Below are 17164 nucleotides of genomic sequence, written 5' to 3'. Positions count from 1 at the left end.
GCCATAACTGCGCGGAGCTTTTTGTCGCAGCCACTGCACCTATTGATGCACCGCCCGATCAGGACTGTTGCAGGTGCCCATACAGCTTGGCGTACAACCCGCCTTCGGCGATGAGCTGCTGGTGGCCGCCGTCTTCGGCCACATGACCGCCGTCGAATACCAGAACCCGATCAGCCTGTTTCACCGCGGACAGGCGATGGGCAATGATCAGGGTGGTGCGGCCGCTGAGGAAGCGCGCCAGGGCCTGATGGAGGTTGTATTCGGTGGCCGCATCGAGGGCCGAGGTAGCCTCGTCGAGGATCACCACCTTCGGCTCGGCCAGTACCATCCGGGCAATCGCCAAGCGTTGACGCTGGCCCCCGGACAGGCGTACACCAGAGCGCCCGACCACACTGTCCAATCCCTGCGGCAGCGCGGCGATGGTGGCATCGAGCTGGGCAATGCGCAGCGCCTGCCAACAGGCGTCGTCACTGCACTCGCGGCCCATGGTCAGGTTGGCGCGCACACTGTCGTTGAACAACGATGGATGCTGCAGCACCACCGCGACATGTTCGCGCAGGGTCTCCAGGCCGATCTCCTGAAGGCTGGCACCGCCAAAGCGAATGGTCCCGGCCTGGGCGCTGTACAACCCCAGCAGCAGCTGAACCAGCGTGCTCTTGCCGCCGCCGCTGGCACCGACGATAGCCACCTTCTCGCCCGGAGCGATGGACAGGTCCAGGTGATCGAGCACCGGCTCATCGGCATAGGCGAAGCGCAGCTCGCGCACCTCGATACCCACCGTCGCGTGCCCAGCGAACGGATCACAAGCGGCCGGATACTGCGGCTCGTCCTCTCGCGACAGCAACTCGTTGAGCCGGCTCAGCGCACCACCGGCCGCGTAATAGGCGTACTGCAGGTTGAGCAACTGCTCCACCGGGCCGATCATGAACCACAGGTAGCTGAACACAGCCAGCATCTGCCCGATCGACAGGTCGGAGAACAACACCGTGAGCATCGCCGCAGCACGGAAAATGTCGATGCCGAACTGGAACAGCAGACCGCTGGCCCGACCACTGGCGTCGCTCTTCCACTGCGAGGCCACCGCATAGTCACGCACTTCCCGGGCACGTACTCCAAGGCGCCCGAGGAAATAGCCCTGGCGGTTGCTTGCGCGGATTTCCTGGATGGCGTCGAGGGTCTCGCTCAGCGCCTGGGTAAAACGCCCGGTACTGTCGTTCTCGAGCTTCTTCAGGTGCTTGACTCGCTTGCCCAACTGCACGGTGAAATAGATCACCAGCGGGTTGAACAGCAGGATCAGCAGCGCCAGTTTCCAGTGCATCCAGATCAGGATCGCCGCAGTGCCGGTAAGCGTCAGCATGGCCACCAGGAAGCGGCTGAGGGTTTCACCGACGAACTTGTCCAGGGTATCCAGGTCGGTGACCAGATGCGTAGTGACCGTGCCACTGCCCAGGCTTTCATACTCCTTGAGCGAGATCCGCTTGAGCCGCTCGATCAGGCGGATTCGCAGGCGGTACACGATATCCTTGGCTAGCCCGGCGAACTGCCTGGCCTGGATCACACCGAAGGCCAGCGAGGCCAGGCGCAGGCTGAGGGTCGCAACCAGCATCAAGCCGATATAACCGGCTGCCACCTGCCATTGGCTCGGCAGGAGCTGGTTCATCCATTTCAAGGCAGCGTCGCCATGGCCCAGCAGCACTTCATCGACCAGCAAGGGCAGCAGCAAGGGAATCGGCACGCTGCAGAGGGCGGCAAGCACGGCAACCAGGTTGGCAGTCCACAAGGCCTTCTTGTGGTGCAGCGCCAGGCGGCGGATTTCCGCCCAGCTCAGACGATCGTGCGCAACGGGGGGCTTCCCCGGCACAGGGTCGCTAGACCCTGACAGATCAAGCACAGGCAGCCTGCTGCAGCCAGCGGCCCAGCAACGGCTGCAGGCGATCGAGCGGCTGATAGCCGTTGGTCAGCAAGGCCAGTTGACCATTGCGCTCGGCCAGCAGGGTCGGGAAGCCGGCGATACCCAGGTCCTGAACCCAGGCAAAGTCGGCTGTCGTGGTCGTGCGGGTCTCGACGCTTGCGAACGCTGCAGAAAACCGTTCGCGGTCGAAGCCTGCCTGCTCGGCCAGGTCCACCAGTTGCGGGGCGCGGGTGACATCCAGGCCCTGTTCGTAGAACGAGCCCTGGATCAGCTTGAGCAGCGCCCAACCGCGCTCGGCATCGAGCTCACGCGCCGTGACCAAGGCGCGACAGGCCGGCTCGGTGTCATAGACGAACCCGTCAGGCATGGCGCCCTCGAAGCGAAACGCCTGACCGGTGGCCTCGGCGACCGCCTGCCAATGCTCGAGGATGTACTTGCGCGTCGAGCTATCCAACGCGCTGCTACCGCTGCGCAGGCCACCCACCACCAGGCGCGTCGGCACACCGGCATCCCGCGCCTGGGCGATCAACGCCTCGGCCACGGGAGCGAAGCCCCAGCACCAGGAACACATCGGGTCCATCACATAGAGCAGGCGTGCAGTCATGCATCAGGCCTCGGCTTTGTAGTTGTAACCGATCGGGTGCGGCAAGTTGCGCGCCTTGGCCAGCTCGATCTGCTTCTGGCGGTCGATGGCGCTGCGCCGGGTCTTCTCGCTCAGGGTGTCCCAGCAATGCGGGCAGCTCACTCCGGGCGAATAATGCTCGGACGCACGGTCATCCGCATTGATCGGATGGCGGCAGGCATGGCACTGGTCGTACTCGCCCTCGGACAGGTCGTGACGCACCGTGACCCGGTTGTCGAAGACGAAGCAGTCGCCGTCCCAGAGGCTTTCTTCCTGAGGCACTTCCTCGAAGTATTTCAGGACCCCACCCTTAAGATGATAGACCTCCTCGAAGCCTTCACCGAGCATGTAGCTGGACGCTTTTTCACAGCGAATGCCGCCGGTGCAGAACATCGCGACCTTCTTGTGTCTGCTCGGGTCGAAGTTGGCCTTGATGTAGTCGGGAAACTCGCGGAAGGTCTCGGTCTTCGGATCGATGGCGCCCTTGAAGGTGCCGATGGCCACTTCATAGTCATTGCGGGTGTCGATCAGCAGCACTTCGGGGTCGCTGATCAGCGCGTTCCAGTCCTTGGGTTCGACATAGGTGCCGACCTGCTTGTTGGGGTCGACGCCCGGCACGCCGAGGGTGACGATCTCTTTCTTGAGCTTGACCTTGGTGCGGTAGAACGGCTGCTCATCGCAGTACGACTCTTTATGGTCGACATCCGCCAGGCGCGGGTCGTTGCGCAGCCAGGCCAGCAGGCCGTCGATACCTTCACGGGTGCCGGAGACCGTGCCATTGATACCCTCGAGCGCCAGCAGCAAAGTGCCTTTGACGTCATTGTCCTGCAGGGTTTTCAACAATGGTTCACGCAGGTCGAGGTAGTCCTCGAGGGTGACGAACTTATAGAGCGCCGCCACGACGATCGGTTGGGACATGAATCTGTATCTCCAGGTGGTTGCCCTCGTAAGGGGCGGACCGGGTTTGACAAAAAACACGGGGGCCGCAAAGCGGCCCCCGGATGAAGCGGATTCTACCAGAACGACGGACAGGTTTCAGTGCCCGCCGCCGGCACACACCGGCGAGGCCGGCGCCGCCCCTACCTGCGCCCATTCTTCGGGCGTGTAGGTGTGGATGGCCAGGGCATGAATCTCGCCCATCAGCTCGCCCATGGTGGCGTAGACCTTCTGGTGACGCTTGACGCTGTTCAGGCCGGCGAACTGTTCGCTGACCAGCACCGCCTTGTAGTGCGTCTCCTGCCCACGACTGTGCATGTGGCTTTCATTCAGCACCTGCAGGTGCTGATCGCCAAGCGGTGCCAGTTGCTGCTCGATGCGTTGTTGCATGCTCATCGATTCAGGCTCACTTCTTCGCCGGAGCGGCGGCCTTGCCAGCGTTCGGGTCCAGCTCCTTGGTCATGTCGTCCAGCAGCTTGTTCACCACCGGCACTGCAGGCTCCAGGCTCTGCTGGGTCAGCTGGGCCGACTGCTGGGTGACCTTGGGCATTTCGCGCAGGACTTTCTTGCCCAGCGGCGACTCGTAGAACTTGACCAGGTCGTTGAGCTCCTGCTCGGTGAAGGTCGCGGTGTACAGGTTGACCATCTGCGGCTTGAGCTTCTTCCAGCCAATGGCATTGTCCAGGGCGGCGTTGGCCTTGGCCTGGTAGCTGTCGAGCACGGATTTCTTCGCGGCCGGGGCCTTGGTCTGCTCGAAGCGCTGGGCGAACATCTGCTGGACCTGCATGTACACCGGGGTGCCCAGCTTGTCGGCATTGGCCAGGGTCAGGAACTTCTCGGCGGCGGCGTTGTGGCTGGCAGTTGCGGCGAGGACCTGGCCGCTGGCACAGGCCAGGGCGACGGCGGCAAAGAGGACACGGAGGCGGGTCATTGCAATTCCTTCATGAGAGGGTGAGGCGGATACCTCAGAGTAGAGCATTCTGCGCCGCGATGGGCACTGTGCTCAAGTGGGAAGACGAGCGATTGACCGCCCGGGTGGATCAGGGCCTAAACTGCGACTTCTGACTGAACAAAGGAGTGAGCGCAGCATGAGCCGTATCGAGACAGACAGCCTGGGCCCGGTCGAAGTTCCAGAGGACGCCTACTGGGGTGCGCAAACCCAGCGCTCGCTGATCAACTTCGCCATCGGCAAGGAGCGCATGCCCCTGGCTGTCCTCCACGCCCTGGCGCTGGTCAAGAAAGCCGCGGCACGAGTCAACGACCGCAACGGCGACCTGCCAGCCGACATTGCCCGACTGATCGAACAAGCCGCCGACGAAGTGCTCGACGGCGAACACGACGATCAGTTCCCCCTGGTGGTCTGGCAGACCGGCAGTGGCACCCAGAGCAACATGAACGTCAACGAAGTGATCGCCGGGCGCGCCAACGAACTGGCTGGCAAGGGCCGTGGCGGCAAGGTGCCGGTCCACCCGAACGATCACGTCAACCGCTCGCAGAGCTCCAACGACTGCTTCCCTACCGCCATGAGCATCGCCGCCGCCCAGGCCGTGCATGGCAAGTTGCTGCCGGCCATCGCCGAGTTGTCGTCGGGCCTGGCAGAACTGTCGGCGCGTCACTCGAATCTGGTCAAGACTGGCCGCACGCACATGATGGACGCCACGCCCATCACCTTCGGCCAGGAAATCTCGGCCTTCGTTGCCCAGCTTGACTACGCCCAGCGGGCAATTCGCGCCACCCTTCCGGCAGTTTGTGAACTGGCCCAGGGCGGCACGGCCGTCGGCACCGGTCTCAACGCCCCACACGGCTTTGCCGAAGCCATTGCCGCTGAGCTCGCGGCGTTGTCCGGCCTGCCCTTCGTCACCGCACCGAACAAGTTCGCCGCCCTCGCCGGCCATGAGCCGCTGACCAGCCTGGCTGGCGCGCTCAAAACTCTCGCCGTGGCCCTGATGAAGATCGCCAACGACCTGCGCCTGCTGGGTTCCGGCCCGCGTGCCGGGCTTGCCGAAGTGCGCCTGCCGGCCAACGAACCAGGCAGCTCTATCATGCCGGGCAAGGTCAATCCGACCCAATGCGAAGCCCTGTCGATGCTGGCCTGTCAGGTACTGGGCAACGATGCGGCGATCGGCTTCGCGGCCAGCCAGGGGCACTTGCAGTTGAATGTGTTCAAGCCGGTGATCATCCACAACCTGCTGCAGTCGATCGAACTGTTGGCCGATGGCTGCCGCAACTTCCAGGAGCACTGCGTGGCCGGCATCGAGCCGGACGCCGAACAGATGGCCGCCCACCTGGAGCGCGGACTGATGCTGGTGACGGCGCTGAACCCGCACATCGGCTACGACAAGGCTGCGGAAATCGCCAAGAAGGCCTACAGCGAGGGCAAGACCCTGCGCGAGGCAGCGCTGGAGCTCAAGTACCTGACCAACGAGCAGTTCGATCAGTGGGTGCGCCCGGAAAACATGCTGGCACCGGGGGTCAAGGGCTGATCCTGAGCCGATAGCGGCCTCTTCGCGGGCTTGCCCGCGAAGAGGCCACCGCCGATTATCAGCGAACCTCTGCCACCCTGGCCCGCCGCGCCCGCCACCCCGCCACCAGCGAAGGCCCCAGCGCCACCAGTGCCGACCCTGCCACCACCGTCACCGCCCCGGCATAGCCCAGCGCATTGATCTGTTCGGCATGCACGTACTCAGGCCACACCCAGGCCGATAGCGCCACCGCAATAAAGGTGACCAGCGGCGTCAGTGCCAAGGTCGCACTCACCCGCGATGCTTCCCAATGCGCCAAAGCCTCGGCAAATGCGCCATAGGCGACCAGGGTGTTCAGGCAGCACGCCAGCAGCAACCAGCCTTGTACAGCCGTCAGTTGCAGCGCCTCCAGCGGATGCACCCAGGGCGTCAGCAGCGCCGCGCAGCACAGGTAGATCACCATCATTACCTGCTGCGAATGCCAGACCGTCAGCAACTGCTTCTGGCTCAGGGCATAGAATACCCAGATGCTGGTGGCCAGGATGATCGTCAGGACACCGGTGGTATAGGACCCAAGTGATGTCAGCAGCTCGTCCAGGCGCTGGTTGAAGAACAGCCCGAAACCGGCCAGCAGCACCAGCAACCCGATACCCTGGCCCAAGCTGAAACGCTCTTTGAACACAAACACACTGGCCACCAGCAACAGCACCGGCCCCAGTTGCACCACCAACTGTGCAGTACCAGGGCTGAGCAGTTTGAGACCGACCAGATACAGCACGTAGTTGCCCATCAGCCCACACACGGCCACCGCTACCAGGCCCAAGCCCTTGCGCCCCAGCCGCTGGACTGGCGGCAGGCGCCGGTTGGCGGCCAGCCAGGCGAACAGCAGGCCGCCGGAGACCAGCAGCCGATACCAGGTGACCGTGATCGGATCCATCACCTGCAGCACCTGCTTGAGCTTGATCGGCAGAATGCCCCACAGCAGCGCGGTCAGCAGCGCCAGGAACAGGCCATGGACCCAGCGTCCGGAAGAAATGTGCATAGCGTCCTCGATCAATGCCCTGAGTGGGGTGATTGAAGTCTAAGGGCTGCAAAGGTGGGGCTGGCATAAAGTGGCGGGAAAAGAATTCATCAGGTCATTCCCGCGGGGCATGGCTGCCCCGCGGCGAACGGGATGCGTCACTTCTTGTGCCTGGCGAACGCCGCTTCCAGTGCGTCGTTGATGGTGCGCAGCACCTTGACCCGTGCCCAGCGCTTGTCGTTGGCCTCCACCAGCGTCCAAGGGGCTATCTCGGAGCTGGTACGATCGACCATGTCACCCACCGCCTCGGCGTAAACATCCCACTTGTCGCGGTTGCGCCAGTCTTCCTCGGTGATCTTGTAGCGCTTGAACGGGATCTCTTCACGTTCCTCGAAGCGCTGCAACTGTGTCTCTTGGTCGATTGCCAGCCAGAACTTCACGACCACGATGCCCGAGTTGCTCAACTGCTCCTCGAAATCATTGATCTCGCCATAGGCGCGCATCCAGTCGGCCGGGGTGCAGAATCCTTCGACCCGCTCCACCAGCACCCTGCCGTACCAGGAGCGGTCGAAGATGGTGAACTTGCCGCGCGCCGGTACATGTCGCCAGAAACGCCAGAGGTAGGGCTGGGCCCGTTCCTCTTCGGTGGGCGCAGCGATCGGCACGATGCGGTACTGGCGTGGGTCCAGCGCGGCGGCCACGCGACGAATCGCCCCACCCTTGCCCGCAGCATCGTTGCCTTCGAACACCGCGACAAGGGCGTGCTCGCGCATGCGCTTGTGCCGCAACAGCCCGGCCAGGCGCGCCTGCTCGGCGACCAACTGCTTCTGGTAGTCGTGCTTGTCGAGGCGCCGGGTGAGATCCAGAGCGCCGAGCAAGCTCAACTGATCGATACTGCGCCCCAATGGCGCGACATTGCCCTGGTGCTTGCCCTTCGGCGCATTGGCCAGCGCCGCGTTCAGGCTTTCGAGCAGAATGCGCCCGGCCGCCAGCGCACGGTAGTGCGGATCGACACCCTCGATCACATGCCAGGGCGCGTAGTCGCGGCTGGTGCGCCGCAGAACCCGCTCACCGAAACGTACGAAGCGGTCGTAGGTCTCGGACTGCTGCCAGTCCAGCGGACTGATGCGCCAACTGTGCAGCGGATCGTCGCGCAGCACCTTGAGCCGGGTCTTCATCTGTTTCTTGGAGAGGTGAAACCAGAACTTGATGATCAGCGCACCTTCGTCGCAAAGCATCTGTTCCAGGCGCTCGGCGCCGGTGATGGCCTGGTCGAGCACCGCATCCTTGAAGCGACCATGCACCCGCCCCTGCAACATCTGGCTGTACCAATTGCCGAAGAACACGCCCATTCGCCCTTTTGGCGGTAGTGCACGCCAGTATCGCCAGGCGGGTGGGCGCGCCAGTTCTTCGTCGGTCTGCTGGTCGAAGGTGAGCACATCGATCATCCGCGGGTCCATCCACTCGTTGAGCAGCTTGACCGTCTCGCCCTTGCCAGCACCCTCGACACCGTTGATCAGTACGATGACCGGGAATCGCGCCTGCTGCTTGAGCTCGAACTGGGCCTCCAGCAACGCCTCGCGCAGGGCCGGCAATTCGGCCTCGTAGGTTTCCTTGTCAATGCTGTGACCGATTTCCGCGGATTCGAACATGGCTCACTCCTTCGATGGATAAGCAAGAGTAGCGGATTGCACGCCAGTCTTGCGCCCTCTTCCCACGGCGGATACAGCGCCGGCGACGCAGATGGCATAAAATCTTCGCTTCACTGCCAGCCGAACCGACCATGCCTGATACCCCACTCCCCCAGCACGCCCAGATCGACTGGGACGACCAGGGCCGCCCCCACTCGCGGCAATACGACGACGTCTATTTCTCGAAGAACGAGGGCGTGCACGAGACGGTGTACGTCTTCCTCGAGCGCAACCACCTGGCCCGGCGCTTCGCCGAGCTTGCGCCGCACGCCTGCCTGGTGATCGGCGAGACCGGTTTTGGTACCGGCATGAACTTCTTCTGTGCCTGGCAACTGTTTGCAGAAAAGGCTCACCCCGAGGCGCGGCTGCATTTCGTCAGTGTCGAGAAGTACCCACTCAGTCGCGCCGACCTGGCCCGCGCTGCAGCGCTATGGCCGGAGCTTTCGCCCTTCAGCGAACCCTTGCTGGCGCAGTATGTGGCCGTGCATCCAGGCTTCCAGCAGTTCAGCTTCGAGCAGGGCCGGGTCACCCTCACCCTGCTGGTCGGTGACGTGCTGGAACGGTTGCCCCAGCTCGACGCGCCCATCGACGCCTGGTTTCTGGACGGCTTCGCCCCGGCGAAGAACCCGGACATGTGGACGCCGGAACTGTTCGCGCAACTGGCACGGCTGTCACGCCCCGGCACCACGCTGGGGACCTTCACCACCACAGGTTGGGTGCGCCGCGGCCTGGCAGCCGCCGGTTTTGCGATCAAGAAAGTGCCGGGGCTGGGCAAGAAGTGGGAAGTGATGGGGGGAGAATTCGTCGGCTGGCCTGAAGACCTGCCGACGCCGCCACAACCAGCCCCCTGGTATGCACGCCCCGCCCCCGTGGACGGCCCCCGTCGCGCGCTGGTCATCGGCGCCGGGCTGGCCGGTTGCGCCAGCGCCGCCAGCCTGGCTGCACGCGGTTGGCAGGTCGAAGTGCTGGAACGCCACGACGCCCCGGCCCGAGAGGCCTCCGGCAACCCCCAGGGCGTGCTGTACCTGAAGCTGTCGGCACACGGCACCGCCTTGTCGCAGATGATTCTCGCCGGGTTCGGCTACACCCGCCGTTGGCTCGAACGCCTGCAGCGTGGCCGCGACTGGGACGACTGCGGCGTGCTGCAACTGGCGTTCGACACCAAGGAAACCGAACGCCAGGCCAAACTTGCCGGCGCCTTCGACAGCAGCCTGCTGCAGTGCCTGGATCGCGAGCAGGCCGAGGCGATCGCCGGGGTCGCCCTGTCCAGCGGTGGGCTGTTCTACCCCGAGGGCGGCTGGGTGCACCCGCCCGCACTGTGCCACGCGCAACTGCAACACCCGCGCATTCGCCTGCTCAACCATCACCAGGTGATCGAACTGCGCCGCGTCGACGGTCTGTGGCAAGCCTGGGACGGCGAACGGTTGCTGGCCAGTGCGCCGCTGGTGGTGCTGGCCGGTGCCGCTGAGATACGCAACCTCGAGGCATGCGCCGAGCTGCCGCTCAAGCGTATCCGAGGACAGATCACCCGCCTGCCGCTGACCGAGCGCAGCCAGGCGCTGGGCACCGTGGTCTGCGCCGACGGGTACGTCGCCCCGGCGCGCGATGGCGAGCACACCCTCGGCGCCAGTTTCGACTTCCATAGCCTCGACCTCGCCCCCACTGCCGGCGAGCACGCAAGCAATCTCGGTCTGCTGGAGGCGATTTCTGCCGACCTGGCGCAGCGGCTCGACACGGCCGCACTGGATCCGGAACAGTTGCAGGGGCGCGCAGCGTTTCGCTGCACCAGCCCGGATTACCTGCCGATTGTCGGGCCGCTGGCCGATCCTGCTGCGTTCAGCACGACCTATTCAATGCTGGCCAAGGATGCCCGACAGGTTCCGGCGATCGCCTGCCCCTGGCTGGAAGGCTTGTACGTCAACAGCGGCCACGGCTCACGCGGCCTGATTACCGCGCCTTTGAGCGGCGAGCTGATTGCCGCCTGGGCCAGTGGCGAACCACTGCCGATACCTCGGGCCGTGGCCGAGGCCTGTCATCCAAACCGCTTCATGCTGCGCAAGCTGATTCGCGGCAAATGAAACAGCACCCACCCGTCCCATATAACAGATTGATCTAAAACTCCCGCAAATCCCCTGGGTCAGTTCCTTAAGGTGCCCCATGTGGGGGCACTCTTTCCCCAACGGCAAAACCGGTAAGGACTTATGTGCGGATTAGCAGGAGAGTTGCGTTTCACCCCCATCGACCAAGCCCCCCGCCCGGCGGATCTCGCCGCGGTGGAGCGCATCACCCATCATCTGGCGCCACGTGGCCCTGATGCCTGGGGCTTCCACAGCCAGGGGCCGATCGCCCTTGGCCATCGGCGCCTGAAGATCATGGACCTGTCCGACGGCTCGGCGCAGCCGATGGTCGACAACACCCTCGGCCTGTCCCTGGCGTTCAACGGCGCCATCTACAACTTCCCGGAACTGCGCCAGGAACTGCAGGACCTGGGCTATAACTTCTGGTCAGACGGCGACACCGAAGTGCTGCTCAAGGGCTACCACGCCTGGGGCGCCGCGCTGCTGCCCAAGCTCAACGGCATGTTCGCCCTGGCCATCTGGGAGCGCGACAACCAGCGCCTGTTCCTGGCTCGCGACCGCCTCGGCGTCAAGCCGCTGTACCTGTCGCGCAACGGCGAGCGCCTGCGCTTCGCCTCGACCCTGCCGGCGCTGCTCAAAGGCGGCGACATCGACCCGATGATCGACCCGGTAGCGCTCAATCACTACCTCAACTTCCACGCCGTGGTGCCAGCACCGCGCACGATGCTGGCCAACGTGCAGAAGCTCGAGCCCGGGACCTGGATGCGCATCGACCGCCACGGCGAAGTCGAGCGCCAGACCTGGTGGCAACTGCATTACGGCCCGACCCCGGACGAGCAGGACCTCGACCTCGAAGGCTGGACCACCCGTGTGCTCGATGCCACCCGCGATGCCGTGGCGATCCGCCAGCGCGCGGCTGTGGATGTTGGCGTGCTGCTGTCCGGTGGCGTCGACTCCAGCCTGCTGGTCGGCCTGCTGCGCGAAGTCGGCGTGGACGACCTGTCGACCTTCTCCATCGGTTTCGAGGATGCCGGCGGCGAACGTGGCGACGAGTTCCAGTACTCGGACCTGATCGCCAAGCACTACGGCACCCGCCACCACCAGTTGCGCATCGCCGAACACGAGATCATCGAGCAGTTGCCGGCTGCCTTCCGCGCCATGAGCGAGCCGATGGTCAGCCATGACTGCATCGCCTTCTACCTGCTTTCGCGTGAAGTCGCCAAGCACTGCAAGGGCGTGCAGAGCGGCCAGGGCGCCGACGAGTTGTTCGCCGGCTATCACTGGTACCCGCAGGTGAATGGTGCCGAGGATGCCTTCGCTGCCTATCGCGAGGCGTTCTTCGACCGTAGCCACGACGAATACCGCGACACCGTGCAGGCACCCTGGTTGCTGGACAACGATGCCGCCGGCGATTTCGTTCGCGAGCACTTCGCCCGTCCCGGTGCAACCCATGCGGTGGACAAGGCCCTGCGCCTGGACAGCACGGTGATGCTGGTCGACGACCCGGTCAAGCGTGTCGACAACATGACCATGGCCTGGGGGCTGGAGGCACGTACGCCGTTCCTCGACTATCGCCTGGTCGAACTTTCTGCCCGTATCCCGGGCCGCTTCAAGCTGCCCGACGGTGGCAAGCAGGTGCTCAAGCAGGCGGCGCGACGGGTCATTCCCCATGAAGTCATCGACCGCAAGAAGGGCTACTTCCCCGTACCCGGCCTCAAGCACCTGGAGGGCGCGACCCTTGGCTGGGTACGCGAACTGCTGACCGACCCGAGCCAGGACCGTGGCCTGTTCAACCCGGCCATGCTCGATCGCCTGCTGAGCAACCCCCACGGCCAGCTCACCCCACTGCGCGGCTCCAAGCTGTGGCAACTGGCGGCCCTGAACCTGTGGCTCAGCGAACAAGGAATCTGACCAATGAAAGCCCATAGTGCCTATGGCCAGCGCCTGTTGCGCGGCCAGGCGCCCTCCTACGAACGCCTCCAGGCACGCCTGGCCGGTGACGGCAGCGACCCCCACGACCAGCCGCGCGCCGTGCACTGCGGCTGGGGACGTTTGCTGATCGGCCACACCTACCCTGACCCTGCACAACTTGCCGAGGCCATGCTCGACGAACAGCCCGGCGAACGTGACATCGCCTTGTACGTGGCGGCCCCCCAGCAGTTGCTGGCCCAGGCGCCGCAACAGTTGTTTCTCGACCCCTCCGACACCCTGCGCCTGTGGTTCACCGACTATCGCCCGGCCCAGCGCGTGTTCCGCGGGTTTCGCATCCGTCGCGCCCAGGCCGAAGGCGACTGGCAGGCGATCAACACGCTGTATCAGGCGCGCGGCATGATGCCGGTCAATCCCGAGCTACTCACCCCGCGCCACCTGGGTGGCCCGGTGTACTGGATTGCCGAGGACGAAGACACCGGCGCCGTGATCGGCAGCGTCATGGGTCTGAACCACAGCAAGGCTTTCGACGACCCTGAACACGGCAGCAGCCTGTGGTGCCTGGCCGTCTCCCCGCAGTGCAGCCGTCCGGGTGTGGGCGAAGTGCTGGTGCGCCATCTGGTCGAGCACTTCATGAGCCGCGGCCTGGCCTACCTCGACCTGTCGGTGATGCACGACAACCGCCAGGCCAAGCGGCTTTACCAGAAGCTGGGCTTTCGTAACCTGCCCACCTTCGCCGTCAAGCGCAGGAATGGCATCAACCAGGAACTGTTCCTCGGCCCTGGCCCTGAAGCCGGGCTCAATCCCTACGCGCGGATCATCGTCAACGAAGCCCTGCGCCGTGGTATCGAAGTCCAGGTAGACGACGCCAGCGCCGGGCTGTTCACCCTGAGCCTGGGCGGGCGCCGGATTCGCTGTCGCGAATCGCTGAGTGACTTGACCAGCGCCGTGACCATGACCCTGTGCCAGGACAAGCGCCTGACCCGCAAGGTGCTGCACGATGCCGGCCTGCAGGTGCCTGCCCAGCAACTGGCCGGCAACGCCGACGACAACCTGGCTTTTCTCGAAGAGCATGGCGCCGTCGTGGTCAAGCCGGTGGATGGCGAGCAGGGCCAGGGCGTCGCGGTCAACCTCACCGAATACGACGAGATCAGCCAGGCTGTGGAGCACGCCCGGCGTTTCGACAGCCGCGTGCTGCTGGAGAGCTTCCACGCCGGTTTCGACCTGCGCATCCTGGTGATCGGCTTCGAGGTGGTGGCCGCCGCCATTCGCCATCCGGCCGAGGTGATCGGCGACGGCAAGCACACCATCAAGGCACTGATCGAGGCCCAGAGCCGCCGTCGCCAGGCCGCAACCGGGGGTGAAAGCCGCATCCCGATGGATGAGGAAACCGAGCGCACCCTGCGCGCCTCCGGGCTGGGTTTTGAAGACGTATTGCCGGCAGGCCAGCGCCTGGCGGTGCGGCGCACGGCGAACCTGCACACTGGCGGCACCCTGGAAGATGTCACCGAACAGTTGCACCCGGTGCTCGCCGATGCGGCAGTGAGGGCTGCACGGGCACTGGAAATTCCGGTGGTCGGCCTGGACCTGATGGTGCGCGATGCGCAGCAGCCGGACTACGTGATCATCGAAGCCAACGAGCGGGCCGGGCTGGCCAACCATGAACCGCAGCCGACTGCGGAGCGGTTCGTGGATCTGCTGTTCCCGCATAGCCAGCCCCTGGCCTGAATCGCTGCTGGTCTTTTCGCGGGCAAGCCCTTGTGGAATGGGCTTGCCCGCGAAAAAGCCAGCAAAGACCCCAAGGAGTACCCATGTCCGAACGACTCCCCGAACCCGACCTGGACTACCTCAAGCGCGTCCTCCTGGAGATGCTCGCCATCCCCAGTCCCACCGGCTTCACCGATACCATCGTGCGCTACGTAGCCGAGCGCCTGGACGAACTGGGCATCCCCTTCGAGCTGACCCGCCGTGGCACCATCCGCGCCACGCTCAAGGGCCGTCAGAGTTCGCCCGATCGCGCCGTCTCGGCACACCTGGACACCATCGGCGCCAGCGTGCGGCAGTTGCAGGACAACGGCCGCCTGGCACTGTCGGCAGTAGGTCACTGGTCCAGCCGCTTCGCCGAAGGCAGCCGGGTCAGCGTGTTCACCGACACCGGCGTGTTTCGCGGCAGCGTGCTGCCGTTGATGGCCAGCGGGCACGCGTTCAACACCGCCATCGACCAGATGCCGATCAGCTGGGAACACGTTGAGGTGCGCCTGGACGCCTACTGCGCTACCCGCGCCGATTGCGAGGCGCTGGGCATCGGCATCGGCGACTTCGTCGCCTTCGACCCGCTACCGGAATTCACCGACAGCGGCCATATCAGCGCCCGTCACCTGGACGACAAAGCCGGCGTGGCGGCATTGCTCGCAGCCCTCAAGGCTGTGGTGGAAAGTGGCCGCCAACCGCTGATCGACTGCCATCCGCTGTTCACCATCACCGAGGAAACCGGCTCCGGGGCCGCAGGCGCGCTGCCTTGGGATGTCAGCGAGTTCGTCGGCATCGACATCGCCCCGGTGGCGCCGGGACAGGCGTCCAGCGAGCATGCGGTAAGCGTGGCGATGCAGGACTCTTCAGGACCGTACGACTACCACCTGTCCCGTCATCTGCTCAAGCTGGCGGCCGACCAAGAGTTGCCTGTACGCCGCGACCTGTTCCGCTACTACTTCAGCGACGCCCACTCGGCGGTCACGGCCGGGCACGATATCCGCACTGCGCTGGTGGCGTTCGGTTGCGACGCCACTCACGGTTACGAGCGCACCCACATCGACAGCCTGGCTGCACTGAGCCGCCTGTTGTCGGCGTACCTGCTCAGCCCGCCCGTGTTCGCCAGCGACTCGCAACCGGCCAATGCTTCTCTGGAGCGCTTCAGTCATCAACTGGAGCATGATGCGCAAATGGAGAGCGATACCCGGGTGCCAGCGGTCGATAGCCTGGTGGGCAACAAGAGCTGAACCTGGCGGCGGCGTCTACGCGGGTGAACCCGCTCAGACGTCGCCGACGATTAACGTCCCTGCCCCACTTTCAAGTAGCATGCAGCCCAACCTGCCCAACCCGATAGCCATCATGCTGATCCCCTACGACCAACTCGAAGCCGACACCCTCACCCGCCTGATCGAAGACTTCGTCACCCGCGACGGCACCGACAATGGCGACGACACCCCGCTGGAAACCCGCGTACTGCGCGTGCGCCAGGCCTTGGCCAAAGGCCAGGCATTCATCCTCTTCGACCTGGAAAGCCAGCAGTGCCAGTTACTGGCCAAGCATGATGTGCCACGGGAGTTGCTGGATTAAGACGAGGAGCTGCGCTCCAGCTCCTGCTCCTTGATACGCTTGTAAATCTCCGAGCGGTGCACCACCACCTCACGCGGTGCACTGATCCCGAAGCGCACCACCCCCCCTTCGACGGCCATCACTTTGATGCGGATGTTCTCGCCGATGGTGACGACCTCGCCGACATCACGTCCGATTACCAACATGCTCCGATCCTCCAGACCCAGGGAAAATCCGAGCCTGCTATGGGCATTCGGCCTATTCAATCATTCAGCTGTGAAATAGACCGCACCTACCCAGATCGGTAAAAAGCCCTACAGACGGCACCTGCAGAACAGCTACTGCCCTGGCCGCGCCTTGGCCCGCATCTTTACCGCCATACTGGCCATCTCGTCATAGAGCACCTGCGGGGCTTGGCACTTCAGACGCCAGGCATCGCGCCCGGCCTCGTGCGGCAGAATCAGGAATTCGCCCGCCGCGACCTGAGCGTGGATGTAGTCGGCAATCTGTGCGGCAGTGATGGGCGAGCCTTCCAGCAGCTTGCCGACCTGCGCCTTCATCGCCGGATTCGGCCCGCGGAACGAGTCGAGCAGGTTGGTCTGGAAGAATGACGGGCACACCACATGCACCCCCACCTCGAGCTGGCGCAACTCCACCAGCAGGCTTTCCGACAGCGCCAGCACACCGGCCTTGGCGACGTTGTAGTTGCTCATCCCCGGCCCTTGCATCAGCGCCGCCATCGAAGCGATGTTGATGATGCGCCCCTTGCTGCGCTCGAGCAGTGGCAAAAACGCCTTGCAGCCCTTGACCACGCCCATCAGGTTCACTGCGATCTGCCAGTCCCAGTCTTCAAGCGACAGCTCGGCGAAGAACCCGCCCGAGGCGACCCCCGCGTTGTTGACGATCACATCGATACCGCCGAATTGCTCCTCGCAGGCTTGGGCCAAGGCGGTGAGCTGGCTGTAGTCACGCACGTCGCAACGCTGCACGAAACCATCGCCGCCTGCGGCACGTACCTGCTCCAGGGTTTCGCGCAGGCCAGCATCGTTGACATCTGCCAGCGCCAGGCGCCAACCCTCCCGAGCCCAGCGCAGGGCGATCTCGCGGCCCAGGCCGGATCCTGCGCCTGTGATCATGATGCGGTTTTGCATGGTGACGGGCCTTGTGCCGACTGAATTGCAACCGAGTCTAATCAACG

Annotated in this window: 15 protein-coding genes; 6 read left to right on the top strand and 9 right to left on the bottom strand. The window is 64.5% G+C overall.

Going from position 1 to position 17164, the window contains the following annotated elements; translation table 11 throughout:
• Window positions 1-58 precede the first annotated feature (58 nt).
• The 5 genes from F6X62_RS04855 to F6X62_RS04835 all read right to left on the bottom strand — a co-directional run bounded on the left by F6X62_RS04855 (window position 59) and on the right by F6X62_RS04835 (window position 4401).
• Entirely contained in the window at window positions 59-1891 is a 1833-nt protein-coding gene (locus tag F6X62_RS04855) for an ABC transporter ATP-binding protein (protein WP_153772851.1), read from the bottom strand.
• Window positions 1884-2516: a DsbA family protein gene (locus F6X62_RS04850; RefSeq protein ID WP_153772850.1), complete on the bottom strand. Its 633-nt coding sequence runs from the start codon at window positions 2514-2516 to the stop codon at window positions 1884-1886. The genes F6X62_RS04855 and F6X62_RS04850 overlap by 8 nt, the downstream gene beginning before the upstream one ends.
• Before the next feature lie 3 nt (window positions 2517-2519).
• Window positions 2520-3452, bottom strand: coding sequence for a rhodanese-related sulfurtransferase (locus tag F6X62_RS04845; protein WP_054893867.1), 933 nt, complete (start codon window positions 3450-3452; stop codon window positions 2520-2522).
• Window positions 3453-3569: 117 nt separating this feature from the next.
• Window positions 3570-3866 (bottom strand): BolA family transcriptional regulator, encoded by a 297-nt coding sequence (locus F6X62_RS04840; protein WP_153772849.1) that lies wholly within the window; start codon window positions 3864-3866, stop codon window positions 3570-3572.
• Between the two features lie 10 nt (window positions 3867-3876).
• Complete coding sequence (locus F6X62_RS04835; protein ID WP_054893865.1) at window positions 3877-4401, bottom strand: DUF2059 domain-containing protein; 525 nt, start codon at window positions 4399-4401, stop codon at window positions 3877-3879.
• Window positions 4402-4558: 157 nt separating this feature from the next.
• On the opposite strand from F6X62_RS04835, the gene F6X62_RS04830 reads away from it, so the two are divergent.
• Complete coding sequence (locus tag F6X62_RS04830; protein WP_153772848.1) at window positions 4559-5953, top strand: class II fumarate hydratase; 1395 nt, start codon at window positions 4559-4561, stop codon at window positions 5951-5953.
• 58 nt (window positions 5954-6011) lie between these two features.
• On the opposite strand, the gene F6X62_RS04825 is transcribed toward F6X62_RS04830, so the two are convergent.
• Together F6X62_RS04825 and pap are read right to left on the bottom strand one after the other, a co-directional pair.
• Window positions 6012-6974: a DMT family transporter gene (locus F6X62_RS04825; RefSeq protein ID WP_153772847.1), complete on the bottom strand. Its 963-nt coding sequence runs from the start codon at window positions 6972-6974 to the stop codon at window positions 6012-6014.
• A 137-nt stretch (window positions 6975-7111) separates the two neighbouring features.
• A complete protein-coding gene (gene pap, locus F6X62_RS04820) occupies window positions 7112-8605 on the bottom strand; it encodes a polyphosphate:AMP phosphotransferase (RefSeq protein WP_054893862.1) in 1494 nt (497 codons plus the stop codon).
• 131 nt (window positions 8606-8736) lie between these two features.
• On the opposite strand from pap, the gene mnmC reads away from it, so the two are divergent.
• The 5 genes from mnmC (at window position 8737) to F6X62_RS04795 (ending at window position 15987) form a co-directional block, all read left to right on the top strand.
• Window positions 8737-10722: a bifunctional tRNA (5-methylaminomethyl-2-thiouridine)(34)-methyltransferase MnmD/FAD-dependent 5-carboxymethylaminomethyl-2-thiouridine(34) oxidoreductase MnmC gene (gene mnmC / locus F6X62_RS04815; protein WP_153772846.1), complete on the top strand. Its 1986-nt coding sequence runs from the start codon at window positions 8737-8739 to the stop codon at window positions 10720-10722.
• 123 nt (window positions 10723-10845) lie between these two features.
• A complete protein-coding gene (locus F6X62_RS04810) occupies window positions 10846-12633 on the top strand; it encodes an N-acetylglutaminylglutamine amidotransferase (protein ID WP_153772845.1) in 1788 nt (595 codons plus the stop codon).
• Between the two features lie 3 nt (window positions 12634-12636).
• Entirely contained in the window at window positions 12637-14379 is a 1743-nt protein-coding gene (gene ngg, locus F6X62_RS04805; protein WP_054893859.1) for an N-acetylglutaminylglutamine synthetase, read from the top strand.
• An 83-nt stretch (window positions 14380-14462) separates the two neighbouring features.
• Window positions 14463-15647, top strand: coding sequence for an osmoprotectant NAGGN system M42 family peptidase (locus F6X62_RS04800; protein WP_054893858.1), 1185 nt, complete (start codon window positions 14463-14465; stop codon window positions 15645-15647).
• Between the two features lie 112 nt (window positions 15648-15759).
• Window positions 15760-15987 (top strand): YheU family protein, encoded by a 228-nt coding sequence (locus tag F6X62_RS04795; protein WP_054893888.1) that lies wholly within the window; start codon window positions 15760-15762, stop codon window positions 15985-15987.
• Here F6X62_RS04795 and csrA read toward each other — a convergent pair.
• The gene (gene csrA, locus F6X62_RS04790) at window positions 15984-16172 is read right to left on the bottom strand and encodes a carbon storage regulator CsrA (RefSeq protein WP_063545790.1); all 189 of its coding nucleotides are present in this window, start codon (window positions 16170-16172) and stop codon (window positions 15984-15986) included. The two genes, F6X62_RS04795 and csrA, sit on opposite strands and share 4 nt — an antisense overlap.
• 132 nt (window positions 16173-16304) lie before the next feature.
• On the bottom strand, window positions 16305-17117 hold the full coding sequence (locus tag F6X62_RS04785; protein ID WP_063545791.1) for an SDR family oxidoreductase: 813 nt from the start codon (window positions 17115-17117) through the stop codon (window positions 16305-16307).
• Between the last annotated feature and the right edge of the window lie 47 nt (window positions 17118-17164).

This window comes from Pseudomonas sp. MNR3A (assembly GCF_009650575.1).
Classification (GTDB): Bacteria; Pseudomonadota; Gammaproteobacteria; order Pseudomonadales; family Pseudomonadaceae; genus Aquipseudomonas; species Aquipseudomonas machongensis.
The sequence above is the reverse complement of the archived record's forward strand: the minus strand, read 5'-3'. Positions and strand labels throughout refer to the sequence as shown.

What these genes read in the sequence shown, in the direction of transcription:
- F6X62_RS04830 (WP_153772848.1), top strand. Translation starts at nt 4,559, where the DNA reads ATGAGCCGTATCGAGACAGACAGCCTGGGCCCGGTCGAAGTTCCAGAG.
- F6X62_RS04835 (WP_054893865.1), bottom strand. Translation starts at nt 4,401, where the DNA reads ATGACCCGCCTCCGTGTCCTCTTTGCCGCCGTCGCCCTGGCCTGTGCC.
- csrA (WP_063545790.1), bottom strand. Translation starts at nt 16,172, where the DNA reads ATGTTGGTAATCGGACGTGATGTCGGCGAGGTCGTCACCATCGGCGAG.
- pap (WP_054893862.1), bottom strand. Translation starts at nt 8,605, where the DNA reads ATGTTCGAATCCGCGGAAATCGGTCACAGCATTGACAAGGAAACCTAC.
- ngg (WP_054893859.1), top strand. Translation starts at nt 12,637, where the DNA reads ATGAAAGCCCATAGTGCCTATGGCCAGCGCCTGTTGCGCGGCCAGGCG.
- F6X62_RS04840 (WP_153772849.1), bottom strand. Translation starts at nt 3,866, where the DNA reads ATGAGCATGCAACAACGCATCGAGCAGCAACTGGCACCGCTTGGCGAT.
- mnmC (WP_153772846.1), top strand. Translation starts at nt 8,737, where the DNA reads ATGCCTGATACCCCACTCCCCCAGCACGCCCAGATCGACTGGGACGAC.
- F6X62_RS04845 (WP_054893867.1), bottom strand. Translation starts at nt 3,452, where the DNA reads ATGTCCCAACCGATCGTCGTGGCGGCGCTCTATAAGTTCGTCACCCTC.
- F6X62_RS04825 (WP_153772847.1), bottom strand. Translation starts at nt 6,974, where the DNA reads ATGCACATTTCTTCCGGACGCTGGGTCCATGGCCTGTTCCTGGCGCTG.
- F6X62_RS04850 (WP_153772850.1), bottom strand. Translation starts at nt 2,516, where the DNA reads ATGACTGCACGCCTGCTCTATGTGATGGACCCGATGTGTTCCTGGTGC.
- F6X62_RS04800 (WP_054893858.1), top strand. Translation starts at nt 14,463, where the DNA reads ATGTCCGAACGACTCCCCGAACCCGACCTGGACTACCTCAAGCGCGTC.
- F6X62_RS04795 (WP_054893888.1), top strand. Translation starts at nt 15,760, where the DNA reads ATGCTGATCCCCTACGACCAACTCGAAGCCGACACCCTCACCCGCCTG.
- F6X62_RS04810 (WP_153772845.1), top strand. Translation starts at nt 10,846, where the DNA reads ATGTGCGGATTAGCAGGAGAGTTGCGTTTCACCCCCATCGACCAAGCC.
- F6X62_RS04785 (WP_063545791.1), bottom strand. Translation starts at nt 17,117, where the DNA reads ATGCAAAACCGCATCATGATCACAGGCGCAGGATCCGGCCTGGGCCGC.